The 19,456-nt window shown below is 46.2% G+C and carries 21 protein-coding genes; 14 read left to right on the top strand and 7 right to left on the bottom strand.

All coding sequences use genetic code 11. The features are described 5' to 3' along the window. Positions 1 to 58 precede the first annotated feature (58 nt). From QUA13_RS12915 to QUA13_RS12930, 4 genes are all read left to right on the top strand, one after another. Positions 59 to 661 (top strand): superoxide dismutase, encoded by a 603-nt coding sequence (locus tag QUA13_RS12915; protein WP_333198923.1) that lies wholly within the window; start codon positions 59 to 61, stop codon positions 659 to 661. Between the two features lie 231 nt (positions 662 to 892). After that, positions 893 to 1,186 carry an ATP-dependent Clp protease adapter ClpS gene (gene clpS / locus QUA13_RS12920; protein WP_333028936.1) on the top strand — a complete coding sequence of 98 codons (294 nt, stop codon included), beginning with the start codon at positions 893 to 895 and terminating at the stop codon, positions 1,184 to 1,186. Positions 1,187 to 1,309: 123 nt separating this feature from the next. Next, positions 1,310 to 1,621 carry a hypothetical protein gene (locus QUA13_RS12925; protein ID WP_333198925.1) on the top strand — a complete coding sequence of 104 codons (312 nt, stop codon included), beginning with the start codon at positions 1,310 to 1,312 and terminating at the stop codon, positions 1,619 to 1,621. A gap of 202 nt (positions 1,622 to 1,823) precedes the next feature. Continuing rightward, on the top strand, positions 1,824 to 2,729 hold the full coding sequence (locus QUA13_RS12930) for an MvdC/MvdD family ATP grasp protein (RefSeq protein ID WP_333198927.1): 906 nt from the start codon (positions 1,824 to 1,826) through the stop codon (positions 2,727 to 2,729). 7 nt (positions 2,730 to 2,736) lie between these two features. Here QUA13_RS12930 and QUA13_RS12935 read toward each other — a convergent pair whose 3' ends face one another. Next, positions 2,737 to 3,168, bottom strand: coding sequence for a biphenyl 2,3-dioxygenase (locus QUA13_RS12935; RefSeq protein ID WP_445242710.1), 432 nt, complete (start codon positions 3,166 to 3,168; stop codon positions 2,737 to 2,739). A gap of 102 nt (positions 3,169 to 3,270) precedes the next feature. Continuing rightward, positions 3,271 to 4,389 carry a tocopherol cyclase family protein gene (locus QUA13_RS12940; RefSeq protein ID WP_333198967.1) on the bottom strand — a complete coding sequence of 373 codons (1,119 nt, stop codon included), beginning with the start codon at positions 4,387 to 4,389 and terminating at the stop codon, positions 3,271 to 3,273. 206 nt (positions 4,390 to 4,595) lie between these two features. Here QUA13_RS12940 and QUA13_RS12945 point away from each other — a divergent pair, with 206 nt between their 5' ends. After that, on the top strand, positions 4,596 to 5,177 hold the full coding sequence (locus QUA13_RS12945; protein ID WP_333198929.1) for an Npun_F5749 family FMN-dependent PPOX-type flavoprotein: 582 nt from the start codon (positions 4,596 to 4,598) through the stop codon (positions 5,175 to 5,177). Between the two features lie 101 nt (positions 5,178 to 5,278). On the opposite strand, the gene cysE is transcribed toward QUA13_RS12945, so the two are convergent. Continuing rightward, on the bottom strand, positions 5,279 to 6,085 hold the full coding sequence (gene cysE, locus QUA13_RS12950; RefSeq protein ID WP_333198931.1) for a serine O-acetyltransferase: 807 nt from the start codon (positions 6,083 to 6,085) through the stop codon (positions 5,279 to 5,281). A gap of 213 nt (positions 6,086 to 6,298) precedes the next feature. After that, positions 6,299 to 6,781 (bottom strand): hypothetical protein, encoded by a 483-nt coding sequence (locus tag QUA13_RS12955; protein ID WP_333198934.1) that lies wholly within the window; start codon positions 6,779 to 6,781, stop codon positions 6,299 to 6,301. A 554-nt stretch (positions 6,782 to 7,335) separates the two neighbouring features. Here QUA13_RS12955 and mrdA point away from each other — a divergent pair. Continuing rightward, positions 7,336 to 9,162: a penicillin-binding protein 2 gene (mrdA, locus tag QUA13_RS12960; protein WP_333198936.1), complete on the top strand. Its 1,827-nt coding sequence runs from the start codon at positions 7,336 to 7,338 to the stop codon at positions 9,160 to 9,162. Here mrdA and QUA13_RS12965 read toward each other — a convergent pair. After that, positions 9,152 to 9,280 (bottom strand): hypothetical protein, encoded by a 129-nt coding sequence (locus QUA13_RS12965; RefSeq protein ID WP_333198938.1) that lies wholly within the window; start codon positions 9,278 to 9,280, stop codon positions 9,152 to 9,154. The genes mrdA and QUA13_RS12965 overlap by 11 nt on opposite strands. A gap of 71 nt (positions 9,281 to 9,351) precedes the next feature. Next, on the bottom strand, positions 9,352 to 11,085 hold the full coding sequence (locus QUA13_RS12970) for a DUF3352 domain-containing protein (protein WP_333198940.1): 1,734 nt from the start codon (positions 11,083 to 11,085) through the stop codon (positions 9,352 to 9,354). A gap of 135 nt (positions 11,086 to 11,220) precedes the next feature. Here QUA13_RS12970 and QUA13_RS12975 point away from each other — a divergent pair, with 135 nt between their 5' ends. Beyond that, positions 11,221 to 11,847: a Uma2 family endonuclease gene (locus QUA13_RS12975; protein ID WP_333198942.1), complete on the top strand. Its 627-nt coding sequence runs from the start codon at positions 11,221 to 11,223 to the stop codon at positions 11,845 to 11,847. A gap of 9 nt (positions 11,848 to 11,856) precedes the next feature. Here the strand turns inward: QUA13_RS12975 and QUA13_RS12980 are convergent, their stop codons facing one another. Continuing rightward, entirely contained in the window at positions 11,857 to 12,462 is a 606-nt protein-coding gene (locus tag QUA13_RS12980; RefSeq protein WP_333198945.1) for a pentapeptide repeat-containing protein, read from the bottom strand. A gap of 135 nt (positions 12,463 to 12,597) precedes the next feature. Here QUA13_RS12980 and purL point away from each other — a divergent pair, with 135 nt between their 5' ends. The 7 genes from purL (at position 12,598) to QUA13_RS13015 (ending at position 19,384) form a co-directional block, all read left to right on the top strand. After that, complete coding sequence (gene purL, locus QUA13_RS12985; protein ID WP_333198947.1) at positions 12,598 to 15,159, top strand: phosphoribosylformylglycinamidine synthase subunit PurL; 2,562 nt, start codon at positions 12,598 to 12,600, stop codon at positions 15,157 to 15,159. A gap of 228 nt (positions 15,160 to 15,387) precedes the next feature. Beyond that, positions 15,388 to 17,463, top strand: a complete 2,076-nt coding sequence (locus QUA13_RS12990) for an SUMF1/EgtB/PvdO family nonheme iron enzyme (protein ID WP_333198948.1) — start codon at positions 15,388 to 15,390, stop codon at positions 17,461 to 17,463. A gap of 203 nt (positions 17,464 to 17,666) precedes the next feature. After that, the gene (locus tag QUA13_RS12995; protein ID WP_333198950.1) at positions 17,667 to 17,882 is read left to right on the top strand and encodes a hypothetical protein; all 216 of its coding nucleotides are present in this window, start codon (positions 17,667 to 17,669) and stop codon (positions 17,880 to 17,882) included. 5 nt (positions 17,883 to 17,887) lie between these two features. Beyond that, the gene (locus QUA13_RS13000; protein ID WP_333198952.1) at positions 17,888 to 18,292 is read left to right on the top strand and encodes a hypothetical protein; all 405 of its coding nucleotides are present in this window, start codon (positions 17,888 to 17,890) and stop codon (positions 18,290 to 18,292) included. A gap of 102 nt (positions 18,293 to 18,394) precedes the next feature. After that, complete coding sequence (locus tag QUA13_RS13005; RefSeq protein WP_333198954.1) at positions 18,395 to 18,754, top strand: DUF433 domain-containing protein; 360 nt, start codon at positions 18,395 to 18,397, stop codon at positions 18,752 to 18,754. A gap of 4 nt (positions 18,755 to 18,758) precedes the next feature. Beyond that, the gene (locus tag QUA13_RS13010; protein ID WP_333198956.1) at positions 18,759 to 19,106 is read left to right on the top strand and encodes a DUF5615 family PIN-like protein; all 348 of its coding nucleotides are present in this window, start codon (positions 18,759 to 18,761) and stop codon (positions 19,104 to 19,106) included. 17 nt (positions 19,107 to 19,123) lie between these two features. Continuing rightward, complete coding sequence (locus QUA13_RS13015) at positions 19,124 to 19,384, top strand: hypothetical protein (RefSeq protein ID WP_333198958.1); 261 nt, start codon at positions 19,124 to 19,126, stop codon at positions 19,382 to 19,384. The last annotated feature ends 72 nt before the right edge of the window (positions 19,385 to 19,456 follow it).

Consider the following 19,456-nt stretch of genomic DNA (forward strand, 5'->3'; position numbering starts at 1 on the left):
AACAAAAGCCGGAAAGTCAACCGAAAAACCAAAAGTAATCCAGAGAGGATTGAACACAATGACATTTGAACTCGCACCATTACCCTTCGCCGCTGACGCCCTAGAGTCAGATCATATGTCTGCCGAGACGTTTTCGTTCCATCACGACAAGCACCACGCTGCTTACGTGACCAACCTCAACAAACTGATTGAAGGGACGGAAATGGCGAGCAAATCCCTTGAAGAAATTGTCAAGGAATCTGCTAAAGACCCATCCAAAGCCGGCATTTTCAACAATGCAGGTCAAGTTTGGAACCACAATTTCTTTTGGAATTCCCTTGCACCAGGTGGCGGCGGCGCTCCGACAGGAGCTTTAGCTGAGAAAATCAACGCCGACTTCGGCAGCTTCGACAAATTCAAAGAAGAATTTAAGAATGCTGCGACAACTCAGTTCGGTAGCGGCTGGGCTTGGCTGGTTGTGGACAACGGTACTTTGAAAGTTACCAAAACTGCTAACGCCGACACCCCGGTAGCACACGGCCAAACTCCGTTGCTGACTTTGGATGTGTGGGAACACGCTTATTATTTGGATTTCCAAAACCGCCGTCCCGACTACATTACTAATTTCTTGGATAATTTGGCTAACTGGGATTTCGCAGCAGCAAATTTGGCTGCGGCTTAGTAGCATCTGAGTTTGAGGACTTTAGTCATCGCTACAAACTTCAGAGGTTCGTAGTGAGGACTAAAGTCTTTCTTGAGATGAGTATTAACTTGAGTTTGACGGGCGCAGCAGTGAAAATAAACGCCGAAGCCGATCGAACTACTTCGTAGTAGTTAAAAAATTCTGAAATTGTGTTATAATGTATTCGGTAACTGTTTTACAAATTTTGTAGTTTTAGTGGCTGTTCGCGCGATGACCTCTTCACCAACCATAGCACCCGTTCGATCGAGTCAAGTTACCCGCAAACCTTATCCCAACTATCGGGTAATAGTCCTCAACGACGATTTCAACACTTTTCAGCACGTTGTGGAATGTTTGACGAAATACATTCCAGGGATGACGAGCGATCGAGCTTGGAAACTCGCCAACCAAATCCACCACGAAGGCCAGGCCACCGTCTGGGTTGGCCCGCAAGAGCAAGCAGAACTTTATCATATGCAATTGAGCCGTGCTGGACTGACAATGGCTCCGCTAGAGTCAGGTTAAGATTTTTTAATTGACATTTACAATACTTACTTTGAAACTTGCCAAAATGGCAACATCACTTCCTCCTCTTGATTTAGATTATTTGTAAACACACCTAATCTTTTACTCAAGTAGGAGATTTTTATGAATCATCCTTTTGATCTAGATATTGCTGACCTGGAAGCAATTAATTTGGATTTTGAAGAGCCCCTAACTGATGAAGAGGCTGCCCGCATCGGAGGTGGAATAATGGCTACCACTCTAGCTATAGGTGAAGAAGGTGGTGGGATACAGTGTATCTCAGCTCCCTGTCCGGGAAGTGAGGGAGGAGGAGGATTTCCTCCCCAGCCTATTCCCATTCACCCTCCGGTGACCACTCTGGCTATAGGTGAAGAGGGTGGAGGATATTGCACGAAAGCTTGGTTTGAAAGCGGTGGAGGCCCTATTGATTGGTAATCTCGTTCGTGCCGGCAATGGTAGAAATTCTGCCTAAATTCTGAACTCTTCTGATTGTTTTTGTAATGAGACTTTCAAAAATTCTGCCTCCTTTGATTGTTTTTTTTTCAATTTATAAAAAGTTGCAACACTCTCAAAACAAGTGATGCGACTTTTCATATGTCTAGTTAATTTTAGTACATTTTTAAGTTTCAAATTTCCCATGAACATTTTAATTCTGGGTAATGATTCAGATGCTCATGCTGCTCATATAAAAGATGCTCTCACCCAAGCCGGTGCAGAAGTAGATTATTTAGATACCTATCTGTTTCCAAGGCAGTTACGTATGTCTTGGCAACCTGATACTCTGGTAGGGTGCTTGACGCTACCCGGAGGTCGCCACTTGAATTTTCAAGATATTCACAGTGTATTTTGGCGCAATTTCTCCGGTATTTACGTTCCACAGTTAAAAGATGCACATCAACAGCAAGTTGCATTGAACGATTCCATGAGTACAGTGCGATCGCTCATGCAAGCTTGTCCGGCTCGCTGGATTAATTCTTGGCAGGCCTACCAATTTCATAAAGAAAAACCCCTACAACTGAGCAAGGCAAAGCAAATAGGAGTGAAAATTCCTGCAACTTTAATCAGTAACAATCCAGAGCAAGTTAGGGAATTTGTCGAAAATTATGAAAAAGCAATTTTTAAGCCTGTTTATGGTGGCGCTCATACCAAGTTAGTCACAGAGACGCATTTAGAACCTAATCGCCTGGACTTGGCTTTGAGTATTTCTCCTGTCACAATACAAGAGTATATTCCTGGGACAAACATTCGCAGTTATGTGATTGGTGAATCAGTCTATTCTGCCGAAATTCGCAGTCAAGCTTTGGATTTTCGGGAAGATTTAGAGGCAGAGCTAATTCCGATAGATTTGCCAGAATCAGTTAAAAAACAATGTTTGGCAATATTAAAGGCATTTATGCTAGAGTGGACTGCTATTGATTGGCGTCTCAAGCCAACCGGTGAGTATGTATTTTTAGAGGCAAATCCTAGTCCGATGTTTATACACTTTGAGCGTCAGACTGGTTTTCCGATTACACAAAAATTAGTCAATCTCTTAATGTATTAACTGGGACTTAAGAGGCGATCGCAATTTTCCCAATCATCCCCGCCTCTGTATGTCCGGCTACCGTACACCGCAGGTTGTAACTTCCCGATTTCATGGGCACAAACACCCATTCTGCCATAGCGCCCGGTTTAAGTTCCAGTTCGTGAATACTTCCTTTAATTTCCACATTACCAGCTTCAACTTTTTGAGTCCAACTCGCATCAGCAAAGTTTTTAGCAGTAAAATAATGTTTCTGCGAACTGGGATTTTTCAGCACTAATTTATAGCACTTGCCCGATTCAAACTCTAGCAGATTGGGGAAAAACTTAAGTTCCCCCACTTCGTTACCTAAACTAACAGTAATTTCGGTGAGTGGTTGGCGAGACAAATCACCTGCAGCACTAGCAATTGCCGCTGGCATCAAGATTGTGCTCAAACATAAAATTAGTCCCAAAATCACCTTTAGAGTTTTTTGTAACCCCTGGCTGCGGTAGAATTTGCCTAATTGCCAACCGAGGAAATTGAGCGTGGCTGTTCTGACTACTGTTAACGGACTAATGACTTAATTCGATCGCCAAACTTCATCCCAAGGCCCGCCCCCAACCTCCAAACCCGATAAAGAACTTTGAGCCTCTAAGATAATTTTAGAACGCTGCTTACCATTTTTTTCAACATTTCCCCCCAACAATTCTCGCAGTTGCAAGCGCAATTCGCCGTGCGTCGTATCCCGGCAGCAAAAAGCCATACCTTTTTCGGTAGGAGTTCGCACATAAGTACCACAAGTCTTTGTAGTGCCAATTAACTCAACTTCAAACTGACTGTTTCTAGCCTGCATTTTCCAGCTTCCCCAAGGTTCAATATTCCAACTAACTTGCGAATTCCAAGGCACAAATTCGTAAAATTTGCCTCGGTAATGCAGACAAATCATTGCCACCGATTCCATCCACCACAGCACGCTCCGCTTGCCGCCGCCAGCAGTTAAAGCTAAATCCTTTTCGCCTTGAAAACAATTGCAATTAATCCAAAACCACTTTTGCGGAAAAGCACCGCCCCAGTTTTTTTCGCTGTAAGCGGGAGCATCTTTAAATTCGTAGCGTTGGCCGTTCCAATCAATCCAGCCCGTGGCTAAACCGTGAGCCATTAAAATTTGCCATCCCGGTTCAAATACTGGCAGAAAAGATAGCATTCCGGCCGTGGATTTCTGGAGTTGCTCAGAGTTTCCCCAGCCATAAATAGGTTGAATTTCGTACTGCCAAAAACAGCGAGTGCTGCTTCCCGGATCGTGCAGATAACCTTGATTTAAAGTAGCAGTAGCTTGATAGCCTTCTTCGACGAGGCTGTCGAATACTTGTGGCTCTAAATAGTCGGGTTTAATTTGTAAATCTGTTTTGCCCCAATGTCCGAAACCCAAGCTTTCTCGGTGCGCCCAAAACTTATTTACCTCGGGTAAGGTGCGGCACAAATAGCTATCTTTGGGGCCGAGAATTTGAGCTGCACCGCCACTGTAAGGTTGACCGCCTCTGGGGTCTTCTATTGAATACATGAATGCAAAAGATTGCCCGTGAATCGGTAATGTTATTCTATAGTACCAGCCTTCAAAAAAGCGCCGGGAACTGCCGTCCCAGTGGTAGCCGCTGTGGGGAGTTTCAATAGTTTTGAGTTGGGAGAGTGAATTTGACATAAAATTACCAATAGCAGAAAGAAGAGTCATTAGTCAGCAGTCATTAGTTATTAGTTATTAGCTAGCAGTCATTAGTCAGTAGTAGCGTGCTGGTGTACACACCTTATCCAATTCGCAATTACCTTTTTCCCAATTACCTTTTTTCCAATGACTAATGACTACTGACTACTGACTAATCACATTACCAATATGATAGGTTATTAATTATGTCTTTAGCACTTTGGCGATCGCCCTTAGCTCGCGCGCTCCACCGCAACCGCAGTCTTGCTTTTGCTCGCTACTTGCAACTAGCAACTGTTCGGGCTACCGGGCGTCCAGCCAACCGCACTGTGGTGTTTCGAGGCTTTTTAGGAGATACTAATCAGTTGAAATTTATTACAGATATTCGCAGTGAAAAGGCTGAGGAAATTAACCTCTATCCTTGGGGGGAAATTTGCTGGTATTTCCCCAAAACTCGCGAACAATTTCGGATTGCTGGAAAGCTAGTTTTAGTAGGGGCAGATTATCCAGATGCAGAGTTGTGCTCATCGCGCCGCACAGCTTGGCAGGAGCTTTCTGAGGCTGCTCGAGATCAGTTTGCTTGGCCGCATCCGGGAGAAGACAAAGCGGAGGCTGGTGCTTTTGATTCTGCTTCCCCAGATGCGATCGAGCCGCTGCCTAATTTTTGCTTGCTGTTGTTGGAACCGGAAACGGTGGATTTGTTGGAGTTGCGGGGGGAACCGCAGAACCGATCGCTTTATCGGCGCGACGGGGAGGGAAATTGGTCTGTGCGATCGGTTAATCCTTGAAGTCAGTTGACGACTGTTAACTGTTGACTGTTGACTGCTGTCAGTAGGAAAGTTTTAAGTTGAAAAATTCCCAATGAAAAACTCAACACTCAAAACTATTTTTAGATGCCGGTGCCGTCGAAAAATTCTTGAATTGCTTTATCTTTTAACTTGCAGCTAGGGGTTGTAACTAGCTCTGTTTTTTCGGCTAAGGCTACATTGCTGGATTGGTTTAAAGCTTCTGATACTGAGTGGAAATTGTGGGAATGGGGAACAGAAGTTAAGGAGACAGATGCTTGAGGAATCAAACTTTTTACTTGCTGTTCGAGGGACTCGATGCGATCGAGCAAAGAGCGAATTACCACAGCTTCCGAATCCGGCAAACTGCCGTGTTCTAGGGGATTGACGCGCACTCCCGATCGATAGACGATGCGGCCGGGAATCCCTACCACCGTACAGTCAGATGGTACGTCCCTCAGCACGACGGAACCGGCGCCGATGCGAACGTTGTTGCCAATTAGCAGATTGCCGAGTACCTTGGCGCCGGCACCGACAACTACATTTTCGCCGACGGTAGGGTGACGCTTGCCGCTTTCCTTGCCTGTGCCGCCGAGGGTGACACCTTGGTAAATTAGGGCAAAATCGCCGATAATCGCTGTTTCGCCGATCACAACCCCCATACCGTGGTCGATGAATACGCTTTTGCCGATGGTTGCCCCTGGGTGAATTTCAATTCCGGTCAAAAAGCGAGCTATGTGGGAAATAAAGCGGGGGATGAAGGGAAGTCCCAGCACGTAAAGCCAATGTGCGAGGCGGTGCAGCACTAGGGCCTGAAGACCGGGGTAACAAAATAAAACTTCCAACCAGTTGCGAGCGGCAGGGTCGCGATCAAAAATTATACTGAAGTCAGCTCTAAGAGTCTTTAGCACTTTCGGATTTACCAATTTTGGTTAAACACGCCACTTTCAATTTTACATTTTACTGGATGGCGTAAGTGAGAGACCGATCGGGAGATTGGGGAGTGGCAGATTGGCAGATTGGCAGATTGGGGGAGATTGGGGGAGTGGGAGATTGACAGATTGGCAGATTGGGGGAGAATTCTATCGTATTTGATTGTCCCCATCCCACAGCGCCGCGGCGTTCTATTCCTGTACTGAGATTGTATAGTTAGACTTGACTCCGGGTTCGAGAGTACCGACCCAAATCCTGTAAGAGCCTGCTTGCCACTCAGAATCAACAATGCCAGCATCTTTATTCTGGCCTGCATCGTCTCCGCAGCGCACCGCATTACCGGGGCCTTGTACGAGTAAGGTTGTGTCCTTGCCTCCGCTGTTGACTTGGATTGCGAGTTTTGAAAAGTTTTGCTGCAAGACGATGATGTGGTCGGGAGTTGGGGTGGCAAAACCCAAACATTTGTTTTTGTGCCGATCGGCGTTGGCAATGGCAGATAGAGAGTACGATCCGCCTGTGGAACCTCTCAAAACTGCTGTTGGGGCTCCAAAACCTCGCGATAAAGTTAAAGTGCCGAAATTGGCTGTTTCTGCTAAAACTGGTAGGGCGGCGATCGCGGCGATCGCCGCCAAGAGTGCACCGTTTTTGAAATTGGATCGCTGATTAAACAACATGGCAATATTCCTCGCTCACAACTTAAAATTACAACTCAGAATTTACCCATCGCAGCCCCTACAATCATAACTCTGGAGGAAAAATAACTTTTTTTTAAATTTATTCAAAACCTCCTGGCTTCTCTTGCTTATGTCTATCAGAACAATCCGTGTGCGATCGCGCTGCGAGTGCCACTCCAATTTCTGCCACAGGCGATCGACTCATATCCGAAATTGTACGGCGTCAACATGATTATTTTGATACTCCTAGCCTTGGTGTTGGCGATCTGTTCCCTATTGACACAGGTTTTGGTATTGTTACCTATGGGTCTATCTGGCTGGCTCCACTTCCCTAATTGGCTGAGCCTGACCTTGATTTTGCTGGCTATTTCTTGGTGCTTGGGGGATTAGTCAGCATTTAGCATTCATGAGTTATTAGTTATTAGTCAAAAACTAATTATCAATGATTCCGCTTCCCCCAACGATCGAGGCCCGAGCCTCCCCGGCCTGATGATGTATACTTCACAATTGACAATCAGGAATCTAAAATCTAGGACTTGACATCTACCTATAGAATGATGCAACGACAATTTTATTCGATCTCAGGATTTCATTCTTCTGACAAAACCCTGGGGGAAACTCCTAAAAAACAGGAGCGTCCGATACACCGGGCGATCGTGTTAATGCTGGTGGCAACCGGTTTGCTGGGCCTGCACGCTAGTCGGCTGGTGGAATTGCAACTGGTACAAGGGAAGCAAAACCGGGAACGAGCCGAAAACAATCGCGTTCGCCTAGTGCCAATGCCGGCGAATCGCGGACACATTGTCGATCGCAACGGCAAGCTGCTAGCGGCGAACAATTTAGCTCGATCGGTATATTTGTGGCCGAAAGAACAAACGCCGGAAGAGTGGAAAGCGACAGCAGAAAAGTTGAGTCCGCTGGTTAAGATTCCGGCCAAAGAAATTTTACAAAAATTAAAACAGGTCGATCCTCTATCCTACAGGCCGGTGCGGATCAAGCAAGCGATGCCGCCAGAGGTGTTTGTGCCGCTAGCAGAACAGGTGGGACAAATGCGGGGAGTGGAAGTGCGGCCAGAAGCGAACCGCTACTATCCCGAAGGCAGTTTGGCGGCTCACGTTCTCGGATATATTGGCGAAGCTACCGCAGCAGACTTGGAAGATCACCCGGAATATCCGATGGGGATGATTGTCGGTCAGATGGGCATAGAAGCGAGTTCTAACAAGCAGATTGCGGGAGTTTGGGGCGATCGGCTGATCGAGGTAAATGCTCAAAATCAAGAATTGCGGCTGATGGGAGAGACACCGCCCAAACCGGGCGAGGCGGTGCAGCTAACCATAGACTTGTCCATGCAAAAAGCAGCCGAAAAAGCCTTGGGGAACCGCCGGGGGGCAGTAGTTGCCCTGGACGCGAAAACTGGCGCGGTATTAGTTATGGCCAGCCACCCGACTTTTGACCCCAATCTGTTTACGCGAAAAATCACTAAGGATGACTGGGCAACTCTTCAAGACCAGGAAAATTCATTTTTGAATCGGGCCATGCAAGGCTATCCCCCCGGCAGCACTTTTAAAATTGTGACTTCCGTCGCGGGCATGGAGTCGGGCAAGTTTTCGCCGGACTCAATTCTCGGTACTTCGTCTTACATTACTGTGGGGGGAATTGATTTTAACGAACACAGCGGCGGTTACGGCTACATAGGCTTTCGGGATGCCTTGGCTTTCAGCAGCAATACGTTTTTTTATCAAGTGGGGATGAGTACGGGGCCGGAGCAAATTTCTAAGTGGGGACACCGCTTGGGAATTGGCAAGGATACGGATTTGAATCTTTTGGGGCTAAGCGGTGGCAATCACGGTCAAATCCCGACGCCGGAGGAGAAGGAGAAAATGTATGAAGAACCTTGGTATGCGGGTGATACAGTAACGATGTCGATCGGTCAGGGGTTGGTGTTGGTGACTCCTTTGGAGGCGGCGGTGATGGTGAGTTCGATCGCTAACGGCGGCTATCGGGTGAAGCCCCATCTTTTGACTTCTCTGACCGGCACAGCGGAGACTAAACGGGTAAATACGGGGATGAAACCTTCAACAATTCAGGTGGTTAAGGAAGGACTGATCGCGGTGGTTGCCGAGGGTACTGGACAGGGGATGAATGACGGTACGATTCCGATGACGGCGGGCAAAACAGGGACTTCGGAGGTTATTGGACAGGAGGATCACTCTTTGTATGTGGCCTTCGGGCCTGCAGACAAGCCGGAAATTGCGATCGCCGTGGTTGTGGAAAATGGCGGTTTTGGTTCTGTTGCCGCGGCCCCGATCGCGAAAGAGGTGTTTCAAGCTTATTTTGGGCAACCGAAAAAGGTGAAGCAGCCAGTAGTTATTAGTCCTTAGTTATTGGGAATTGGGAATTGGGAATTGGGAATTGGGAGTAGTTTCTTGTTCTTCCTTCCTTCTTCTTTCTTCCTTCTTCCTTCTTCCTTCTTCCTTCTTCCTTTTTTCTTCCTGACATCCGCTACATCCGTTACAGAATCCGTTGCCGAACTTCCTTCTTCCTTCTTCCTTCTTCCTTCTTCCTTCTGACTAATTCAGCCGCATAAATATTGTAGCTTTGCGAATTCCTGTTATTTCTCCCGTACTGGTGACAGTGAGCGATCGCAAGTGGTCGAACAACGGTCTTGCCGAAAGTTCAATTAACCTCAACAGCGGGATTTGTTTTTCCCAAATTGCCCTGCTGGATGGCCAGTCTAAATAAAAATAGCCGTCGTTAGATGGCGGTAGCGGTTCAATGCTGGTTTGAAAATCTTGATTTACAACTAAAGAGCCTGTTTCGGCTGCTTCTAGTGCTGCGTCCATTGCTTCTACTGAAGTGGTGAAAATTTCGTATTTGCCGACGGTGGCTCGAACTCCTTTTGCCTCGGTTTCGATTGCACTTTTTCTATTATTTTTTTTACCAGAATTCTGGCTCGTTGTCAACTGCGTCCAAGCGGTAATTTTCTGGTTTCTGAGAGTGAAGCTGCCTATGCTGTATTCTTTGCTGCGGGCAATTTCATCGAGTTTGTCGATCGCCTTTTGGGTATCAGCAGAGTTTTCGGCGGCAAAAATCCAATCGGCACTATTTGACGAATTCGGAAGCACTGCTAAAGCGTATTCTCCTTGTACCCAGTCAAATATATCCTGCGGCAGGTTGACGCCCCAAACTTGCTGAATATCTGCCAGGGTGCGATCGACTAAATTTGAGACTTCAACGTTAGCTGACACCGCCGATGACAAATCAGCCCAAAAATTCCTTAAATCGGTGCTGGCGACCGCGAGAGGACTGGCTGAGGGAATGTACTGCAAGGCTTGCACAGGTTCGGAGAGTGTTGGAGAAGCTGTGTTTTCTCGCGATGTGACTAAAGCAGTTTGAGCCAGCAATCCCCGTCGGTTAACTCCGACAGCAACTGCGAGAGAATTAAGAGAAACTTGGGAATTTTGCTCGGTTGCTGACTGCGGTAGATTGACAAATGCTAAAGCGATTCTGCCTTGAGTTAGCTGCTGCAAAGCTTTTTGATATTCCGGGGCATTATTGAGATTTAGGTTGGCTGATTCAACGTTATTAATTGCCTCTCGAATCACATTTGGGCTATTGGCAAATAAAACAAAATTTTGGTTATAGTCAGAATTTAAATTACCGCCGATGGCTGCTGTTGCGAAGCTGGATGGCAACTTTGAATTCGGCAGAGAAAACGGGTTAAAAGGCGAAAGCGCAGCAACTTTTTTCTTGGCTATTGGTGCTTGTTTATAATTAATTTTCACGCCTTTATATAGTTCCGAATGAACTGTTTTATCGGCACGAGATTGTTTGCGCCAGTAGGAGTCGAGAAATTGCTGGCTGCGATCGACCTTTTGGGAGGAAACCGCCAGCAAAAACCCGGTTTGTTGGCCGTTGCTGCTGTCCCCATCAAAATCTGGCGTTGTGACGGCGAGGGTAATTTCGTCACCTATCCAAGGTTGGATATCTCTACTGTAATCGAGGCCTGTACTGGCGAGAAAACTTTTTTTGATTTGCTCAAATTCCGCGTGCGATCGACTTCTTTCTTCGGGAGTGGCAAAAACTTGCCGCAATGCTTCGAGGCGATCGGGATTTACCAGCATTGATGCTAACAAAGGTGCTTGTTTCGAGACAAACACAGCCGCAGCCGGAGTAGTTGTCGGCCCGCCGGCGAGCAAATTCAGGGGAGTGTGAGTTGTCAACCAGTAAAAACCGCCGGCACTCAAGCCTAAGAGTGCCAAGACGCCAGCAATGAGGAAAGAAAAGAACGATCGCAACTTCATACAACAAGGACTAATGACCACAGTCTATTATTAACTAGAGTAGCGCATGACCGTAGCTGTCGGCAGATACTTTTTGTGCTGTTCGGAAAAAAAAGGACAAACTAAAATATTCTCAAACTATAAAACCCAAGTAAAATGCTAACAATATCAACGCCCGCCGAACAGCGAGTTTTACTGCCAAATATTAGTTGGCAATTATATGAAAGCCTGCTAGGGGAACTGGGCAACCAACGTTCCACCAGAATTGCTTATCATCAAGGTCAATTAGAAATTATGGTGCCGCTACCGGAACATGAAAATCGCAACAGGCTAATCGATCGCTTAATTGTAACTCTCATAGAAGAACTCAATCTGGAGTACAATCCCTTTGGCTCGATGACTATTAAAAAACGCCAAAAAGCAGCGGGTAAAGAACCAGATTCCTGCTATTATATCCAGAATAAAGCACTGGTCAGAGGGAGAACAGAATTAGACTTTGCTCAAGATCCGCCGCCAGATTTAGCACTGGAAATTGATATTACCAGCAGTTCCTTAAATCAATTCGATTTATATGCAGATTTAGGCGTACCAGAAATTTGGCGGTACGACGGAAGAAGCATCAAGTTTTATCAATTACAAAATGGCGAATATGCCGAGTGCAATTATTCCCCGGCTTTCCCGATCCTACCGACTGCAAAAGTTGACGAATTTATCGCTCGCTGTCAAACTACAGGCGCAACCGCAGCAGTACGAAAATTCCGGGAATGGGTAAAAAATCAGTAATTGTGCAATCTACCACGGCACTCCTCGCGCATCGGAAAAATCGGCATCTATAACCGCCCCCGGATCGAATACAGCATCAGTTAAATCAGCTTTTCTAAACGACGTTACCGACAATTTTTCTATTTCTTCAACAGCGATAAAAAAGCCGATCGCAGTTAACCCAAGAATTACCCCAGAAACCAAAAATAAGACAATTCCCCTGATAGTATCTCCGCCAAAAAATGTCACAATACCGCTAGCCCCGATCGCAGCAGCAGCCCCAGCCACAGCCCCCGCCACAATTCCAGCCTCGCCCCGAGTCGCAGCAATCGCCGTAGCAGCCGTTCCGGCCACCGCCACAGCCCCCGCATCCGCCCCGCCAATCAGTCCAGTCAATGCCCCAGCCGTCGTCACTGTCACCGCAGTTACCCCAGCCCTAGCAATCAAATTTCTCACCCGCCTGCGGCTTTGTCCGGTTCTGACACCCTGAAAATTTGCCCCCCTCAAAATCGCCCCGGTGAAATTGCAGCCTCGAATGTCGCAACCGCTGAAATTCGCCCCTGACAAGTCAAGCCCTTTAAAAGAACGGTTCCGCAAGTTTTGGTTAGCAAAATTGAGATTTCGAGGTAAAGTCATTCGATTTTAGATTTTAGATTTTAGATTTTAGATTCACAACCCAAAGACCTAGGATTATAGATTTTAGATTATAGATTTTAGATTAACCAAGCACAGGGGATTTAGAATAAAGCCTGTGGTTTATAACGAGTTTCCATGTCTCCCATCTCCGAATCCCCATTTTCCCCCGAACAAATTGCCGGTGAAAGACTCACACCTGAAGAATATGAAGAAATCGTTGAGCGTCTCGGTCGGCATCCTAATAAAGCTGAATTGGGAATGTTCGGCGTTATGTGGAGCGAACACTGCTGTTACAAAAATTCGCGGCCGCTATTAAAACAGTTTCCCACAGAGGGCGATCGAATTCTCGTCGGGCCCGGAGAAAATGCCGGCGTCGTAGACTTGGGAGACGGCTTGCAACTCGCCTTCAAAATTGAATCGCACAACCACCCGTCAGCAGTCGAACCTTTCCAAGGTGCAGCAACCGGTGTCGGCGGGATTCTCCGCGATATCTTCACAATGGGTGCTCGCCCGATCGCACTTTTAAATTCCTTGCGTTTCGGCAACTTAGACGACGCGAAAACTCAGAGATTGTTCAAAGGCGTAGTATCGGGAATTTCCCATTATGGAAATTGCATCGGCGTACCCACAGTAGGCGGCGAAGTTTACTTCGATCCTGCTTATTCTGGCAACCCATTAGTTAACGTCATGGCCTTGGGTTTAATGGAAACTCAAGAAATCGTAAAATCCGGGGCATCAGGAATCGGAAATCCCGTGCTTTACGTCGGTTCAACTACGGGCAGAGATGGCATGGGAGGAGCAAGTTTTGCCAGTGCAGAATTGACCGACAAATCAATGGACGATCGCCCCGCAGTCCAAGTAGGAGATCCTTTTTTAGAAAAATCCTTAATTGAAGCTTGTTTAGAAGCATTCAAAACTGGTGCCGTCGTCGCCGCCCAAGATATGGGCGCGGCCGGAATCACCTGTTCCACATCAGAAATGGCAGCCAAAGGCGGCGTCGGCATTGAGTTCGATTTAGACAAAGTTCCCGTTCGAGAAAGCGGCATGATTCCCTACGAATACCTGCTTTCAGAATCCCAAGAACGGATGTTGTTTGTTGCCCAAAAAGGACGGGAAAAGGAATTAATTGATATTTTCCACCGCTGGGGATTGCACGCCGTAGTAGCGGGTACAGTGATTGAAGAGCCGATCGTCCGAATTCTATTTAAAGGCGAAATCGCTGCCGAAATTACCGCAACTGCTTTGGCAGATAACACGCCAATTTATCACCGAGAACTGTTGACAGAGCCGCCAGAATATGCTATAAAAGCATGGGAATGGACGGCGGATTCGCTGCCAGCATCCACACTTGCAGGTATCGAAATTAACGGTAATTTGCAAACTTGGAATCAGATTTTGCTGACGCTTTTAGATACTCCCACCATCGCTTCTAAACGCTGGGTTTATCGCCAATACGACCATCAAGTGCAAAACAATACTGTTGTTTTACCGGGAGGCGCTGATGCTGCGGTTGTCAGATTGCGTCCGCTAGAACCCTGCCAATCTTCCCTTGATGAAGGGCTAGAAGTACACCCCCTTGCTAAGGGAGATCTACAGAGAGAAAATGCTATTTCTCTAGCTTCGGAAAGCAAACAGGAAGAAGAGGTAATTCCTCTATTTAAAAAGGCACAAGGTAGGGAAACTCCAAAAGTTTCTCCCCCCCTTAGCAAGAAGGAAGCGCCCTTGGGGACTATTCCTGGAGTTGCTGCAACCGTTGATTGCAATTCTCGTTATGTTTATCTCGATCCTTATGAAGGTGCAAAAGCAGTCGTAGCGGAAGCAGCGAGAAACTTAAGCTGTGTGGGTGCTGAACCTCTGGCAGTTACGGATAATTTGAATTTTGGCAGTCCTGAAAAGCCGATCGGATATTGGCAGTTAGCGTCAGCTTGTCGCGGAATTGCTGATGCTTGTCGGGAGTTGGGAACGCCTGTTACTGGCGGCAATGTTTCTCTTTACAATGAAACGGTTGATGCTGAGGGAAATCCTCAACCAATTTATCCGACTCCGGTAATCGGAATGGTGGGGTTGATTCCCGATTTGAAGAAAATTTGCGGTCAAGCTTGGCTAAAGAAAGCTGATTTAATTTATGTGCTGGGAATGGGGGAATCATCCCAAAAGTCAGAACTTTCATCTGAAAGCTCAAAAATCGAAACTTCTCCTACTTTGGGAGGTTCGGAATATTTAGCGGCAATTCACGGGATTGTCGCTGGGAAACCCCCAAGGATAGATTTTGATTTGGAAAGAAAAGTGCAATCGGTTTGTCGCGATGGAATTCGGCAAGGTTGGGTAGGTTCTGCCCATGATTGTGCGGAAGGTGGAATTGCGATCGCCCTCGCGGAATGCTGTATTTCTGGTAAACTGGGTGCGGAAATTCATCTCAGTTTCAATTCGGCAAAGGTCGGCCGCTGGGATGAAATTTTGTTTGGTGAAATGGGCAACTGCATTGTAGTTTCAGTCGCACCGAAAAATCAAGGAATTTGGGAGTCTTACCTGCAAGAACATTTGACTAAAATGTGGCATAAAATCGGTTTAGTTGGCGGGGCTGAATCACCTTTGCGGGTTTTGAGTGCTGATAATCAAGTGTTACTTGAGGTTGGGATGAGTGAGATGGGCGATCGATTCTATAATGCGATCGAGCGTCGGATTGCATCTGTCTGACAACCTGAAGTTTCCCTCCCCCTAAATCCCCCTTAAAAAGGGGAGTAGGGGCTGACTTGGAATACTCTTGTCCCCCCCTTCTTAAGGGGGGCTAGGGGGGCTCTCCGGGTTTAAAACACACCCTAGAGCCCCAACTTCTTACAAAATTCACGATTCTTAGAAAAACCTATAACAGAAGTCGGGGTTCTTAGACACTATATAATATAAACAATATCATTCATAAAATAAATGATTTGCTGTATCAATCCCAACTGCAAAAAGCCTGAAAACCCCGACGGGCGTACACATTGCATCGATTGTCATCTTGAACTCGTCCCCATCCTGCGAAACCGTTACCGCATGATAGAATTCCTCGGTGCAGGTGGCTTTGGTAGAACCTATTTAGCTAAAAATATTGATAAACTCAATAAACGCTGTGTCGTTAAACAACTAGCACCAAAGGCTAATGGCACTTGGGCTATGAACAAAGCGGTAGAATTATTTGAGCAAGAAGCTAGACAACTGGAACAGCTAGGAGAACATCCCCACATTCCATCCCTTGAGGCTTATTTTGAACAAGACAACTATTTGTATCTCGTACAACAGTTTGTCGATGGCGATAATTTATTAAAGCTTTTGCAAAATGGGGGAATTTGGCAAGAAAAGCAAGTTAAGGAACTATTACTCGAACTTCTACCTGTTCTCAAGTTTATTCACGAACAAAAAATCATTCATCGAGATATCAAGCCGGAAAATATTATGCGCCGTCGCAGTGACGGTTTGTTAGTGCTGATTGATTTCGGAGTTTCCAAACAGTTGTCGGGAACAGTGATGTCAAAACCGGGAACACAAATTGGTACCCAGGGTTATGCACCATTTGAACAAATGCAAAGGGGTGAAGCTTATCCAGCCAGCGATTTGTTTAGCTTGGGGGCGACGGCTTTTCATCTGCTGACGGGGTTACATCCTTATTATTTGTTTTTGGATTATGGTTATAGTTGGACTGAAAATTGGCAGCAACATTTGAAAAAGCCGATAGACAAGGGATTAGAATTGATTTTATCTAAGTTGTTGGCAAAAGATATCCAGCAGCGCTATCAATCAGCAGATGAAGTTTTAAGAGATTTTCAACGTCAGTCAAGACCAACTCCCATACCGACATCAACTCGCACAATTCCTGTGATTCCACAGCGCACTTCGGCGTCACAGACTAAGAAAATACAAACTAACACAACCAGGCGATATTTATTGCAATTGGCGGGTTTTGCTGGGGGATCATTTGTAATCTCTGCGCTCATCCGTCAAAGTTTGTTGAACAACAAATCTTCTTCTTCTCCACCTTCATCAAATAATGAGCCGCCATCTCCTGAATCATCGCCTAAAAAATCATCTCCAAAAACTACAGCCAAAAATTCATCGCCTCAAGCATCCCCAGAACCTGTAGCCGAAAGTCCATCTCCAAAACCCGCACCAGAAACTCCAACACCTCAGCCATCTTCCAATGCTTTAAAAAGCTTTACTTTTGAAACAGTGACAGTCAACTCCACGGGGCAAATCGCCAGCCGCAGTCAAGGACAAGCACGGGTTTTTATAGAAAATGTTGGCAATGGTGTCACTCTCGATATGGTTGCAATTCCTGGAGGCAATTTCGTAATGGGTTCCCCAAATACGGAAGCAGGACGAAGTGACGATGAAGGGCCGCAGGGGACTGTGAATATCCCTGCTTTTTTTATGGGTAAATATGAGGTCACTCAAGAACAATACCAAGCGGTGATTGGAAATAACCCTGCTCATTTCAAAGGTGCGAAACGTCCTGTCGAACAAGTTAACTGGGATGAGGCTGTGAAATTCTGCCGGAAACTTTCTGAAAAAACAGGCAAGGCTTATCGTTTACCTTCGGAAGCCGAATGGGAATATGCTTGTCGCGGGGGAACTACAACGCCTTTCTATTTTGGTGACACGATTACGCCGGATTTAGTTCTTTATAATGGCGATTATCCCTACGGTGCTGCGCCGAAGGGGCTTTATCGTCAACGAACAACGGATGTGGGCAGTTTTCCACCGAATCCGTTTGGTTTATACGATATGCACGGGAATGTTTGGGAATGGTGCAGCGATAAGTGGCATGGTAATTATAACGCCGCACCGACTGACGGAAGTTCTTGGGAAACTGGAACAGATAATAACCGTGTGCTGCGTGGTGGTTCCTGGACCGACGCTGCGGTCTCTTGCCGTAGTGCCTATCGTATCCCCTCCTCGGCGGTCGGCAGGTCGTGGGGCTTAGGTTTTCGCGTGGCGGTAGCGTCGGTTTCTTCCTCGTCCTAGTTTCCGCGTAGTAGTGGTAGGGTGCGTCGTATTGAAAAATCTGCAAATCAAATCGACAATCTCGCAGCGACACACCCCGAGAGTCAGTCAGGTGCGTCGCCATCTCAAACCTATAAATTCCATCGAATATCCCACAGATCCGCACCCTACAAACACTGTTGACCTGCTATTATCAAGATAGACGCATCGTAGGAAAACAACCGATGACACTAATAGAATTACTCCCTACCATTAGAAAACTGTCTGCGATCGAGAAACGAGAGTTAATCCGTATTCTTATGGCGGAAGAAGATATCAGTCAGACTATTTTTCCTTTGGAACCTTACAAGACTTACTACTTACCAACTCCCTACGATACTTTTGGTGCTGGTGCAGCTTTGATGCAGGCAATGAATCTGGCTAACAGCGACGAAAAGTGAGTATTATGCGATTTCAATACTCTACCAATCACCCCTCTCAAGATGAGTTTGACAGTTTACCGCGCATTCCCTTGATTCTGCGCCACAATAACCAGGGAGTCGAAGTTGTTGGGTTAGTAGACAGCGGTGCAACCGTGAGTGTATTGCCTTACCAAATAGGAATTCAGCTTGGCTTAGTCTGGGATGACAGCAAAGCAATTATTCAACTGGCTGGTAACGTTGGTAATCAACCAGCGATGCCAGTATTTTTCATGGCCCAAATAGGGGAGTTTGCTCCGGTAAGATTAGTATTTGCTTGGGCAAAAAGTGATAGTGTATCATTGATTCTGGGACAGACAAATTTTTTCTTAGAATTTGACGTTCACTTTTATCGTTCTCGACTTGAGTTTGATATTGAGCTGAAGCGTTAATTTCCACCATAATTTATTGGCACGGTTCACTCCTGTCCTACTTATCCTTCAATTCAGTCACAGCCAACTATAGCTACACAATTCATAAATCCCCAAATTTATATGACAATCGAAGAATTAGAAGTACAACTCCTGGCCTTAACGGCGATCGAAAAAGCTGAGGCGATCGGCATTTTAACTCAAAGCCTGAAAAACAGCGGCCGCCCGATAACTAAAACTCCCGGCGTGATGGGCGGTGATGCTTGTATTGACAAAACTCGCATTCCCGTTTGGTTGCTCGCCAGCTATCGCAATGACGGCGCTACCGATGCTTTTATCTTAGACTGCTACCCCCATCTCAGTGCTGCTGATTTGGTAAATGTTTGGGCTTATACTGAAGCTTATCCTGACGAAATTGAGTCAGCAATTCGACAGCAAGATGATGCTGACGAAATCTTAGATATACCTGAAAATATCCAATAAACCTATGGCACGTCTCTATGCAGACGAACACTTTCCCCGACAAGTTGTGCAAAATCTGCGATCTTTGGGCCATGATATCCTGACTGTTCAAGAAGCAGGAAATGCTGGACTACCTGATGAGGATGTATTAGTATTTGCCATCAGTGACAATCGAGCTGTTTTGACCATCAACCGACGCGATTTCTTTCAACTGCACAAGCTGAAGCCTGACCATTGCGGTATTATTGCCTGCACGCGAGATGACGATATGCCTAGACTGAGTGCGAATATTAATGATGCGTTATCTACTGCTGAGATAATGACGGGAAAAGTGATTCGTGTCTATCGTTCTGGGCCGCCGTCCATATCTTAATTGAATTTAATAATTCTATGACTGCTACAGCCGTGAAGCGTAGCTATCCCGTAGGGAATCGCCCTTTAAAACATTTTTGCATAGAAGACTTGAAAAGTGCCGACCTCGCAGGCATTTCTCTAATCCCCCAACCTTTAACCTTGCGTTTAGACTTTACCTTCGGCACCGGGATTTATGATACTGCGATCGAATTCTATCAACTCGTTCATCAGGTAATCTCTCAACCAGTCAACTCCGACTCAGAAGAGTCTTGCTTCTGGGTGGGTAACGCAGAATAGACCTCTTGCGAAATTCTCAGGCGATCGCTAATTTATCTTCAAAGAAAGTTCATAATTATAAATACCAGCAAT

Source organism: Microcoleus sp. S28C3 (genome assembly GCF_036700785.1).
Taxonomy (GTDB): Bacteria; Cyanobacteriota; Cyanobacteriia; order Cyanobacteriales; family Microcoleaceae; genus Microcoleus; species Microcoleus asticus.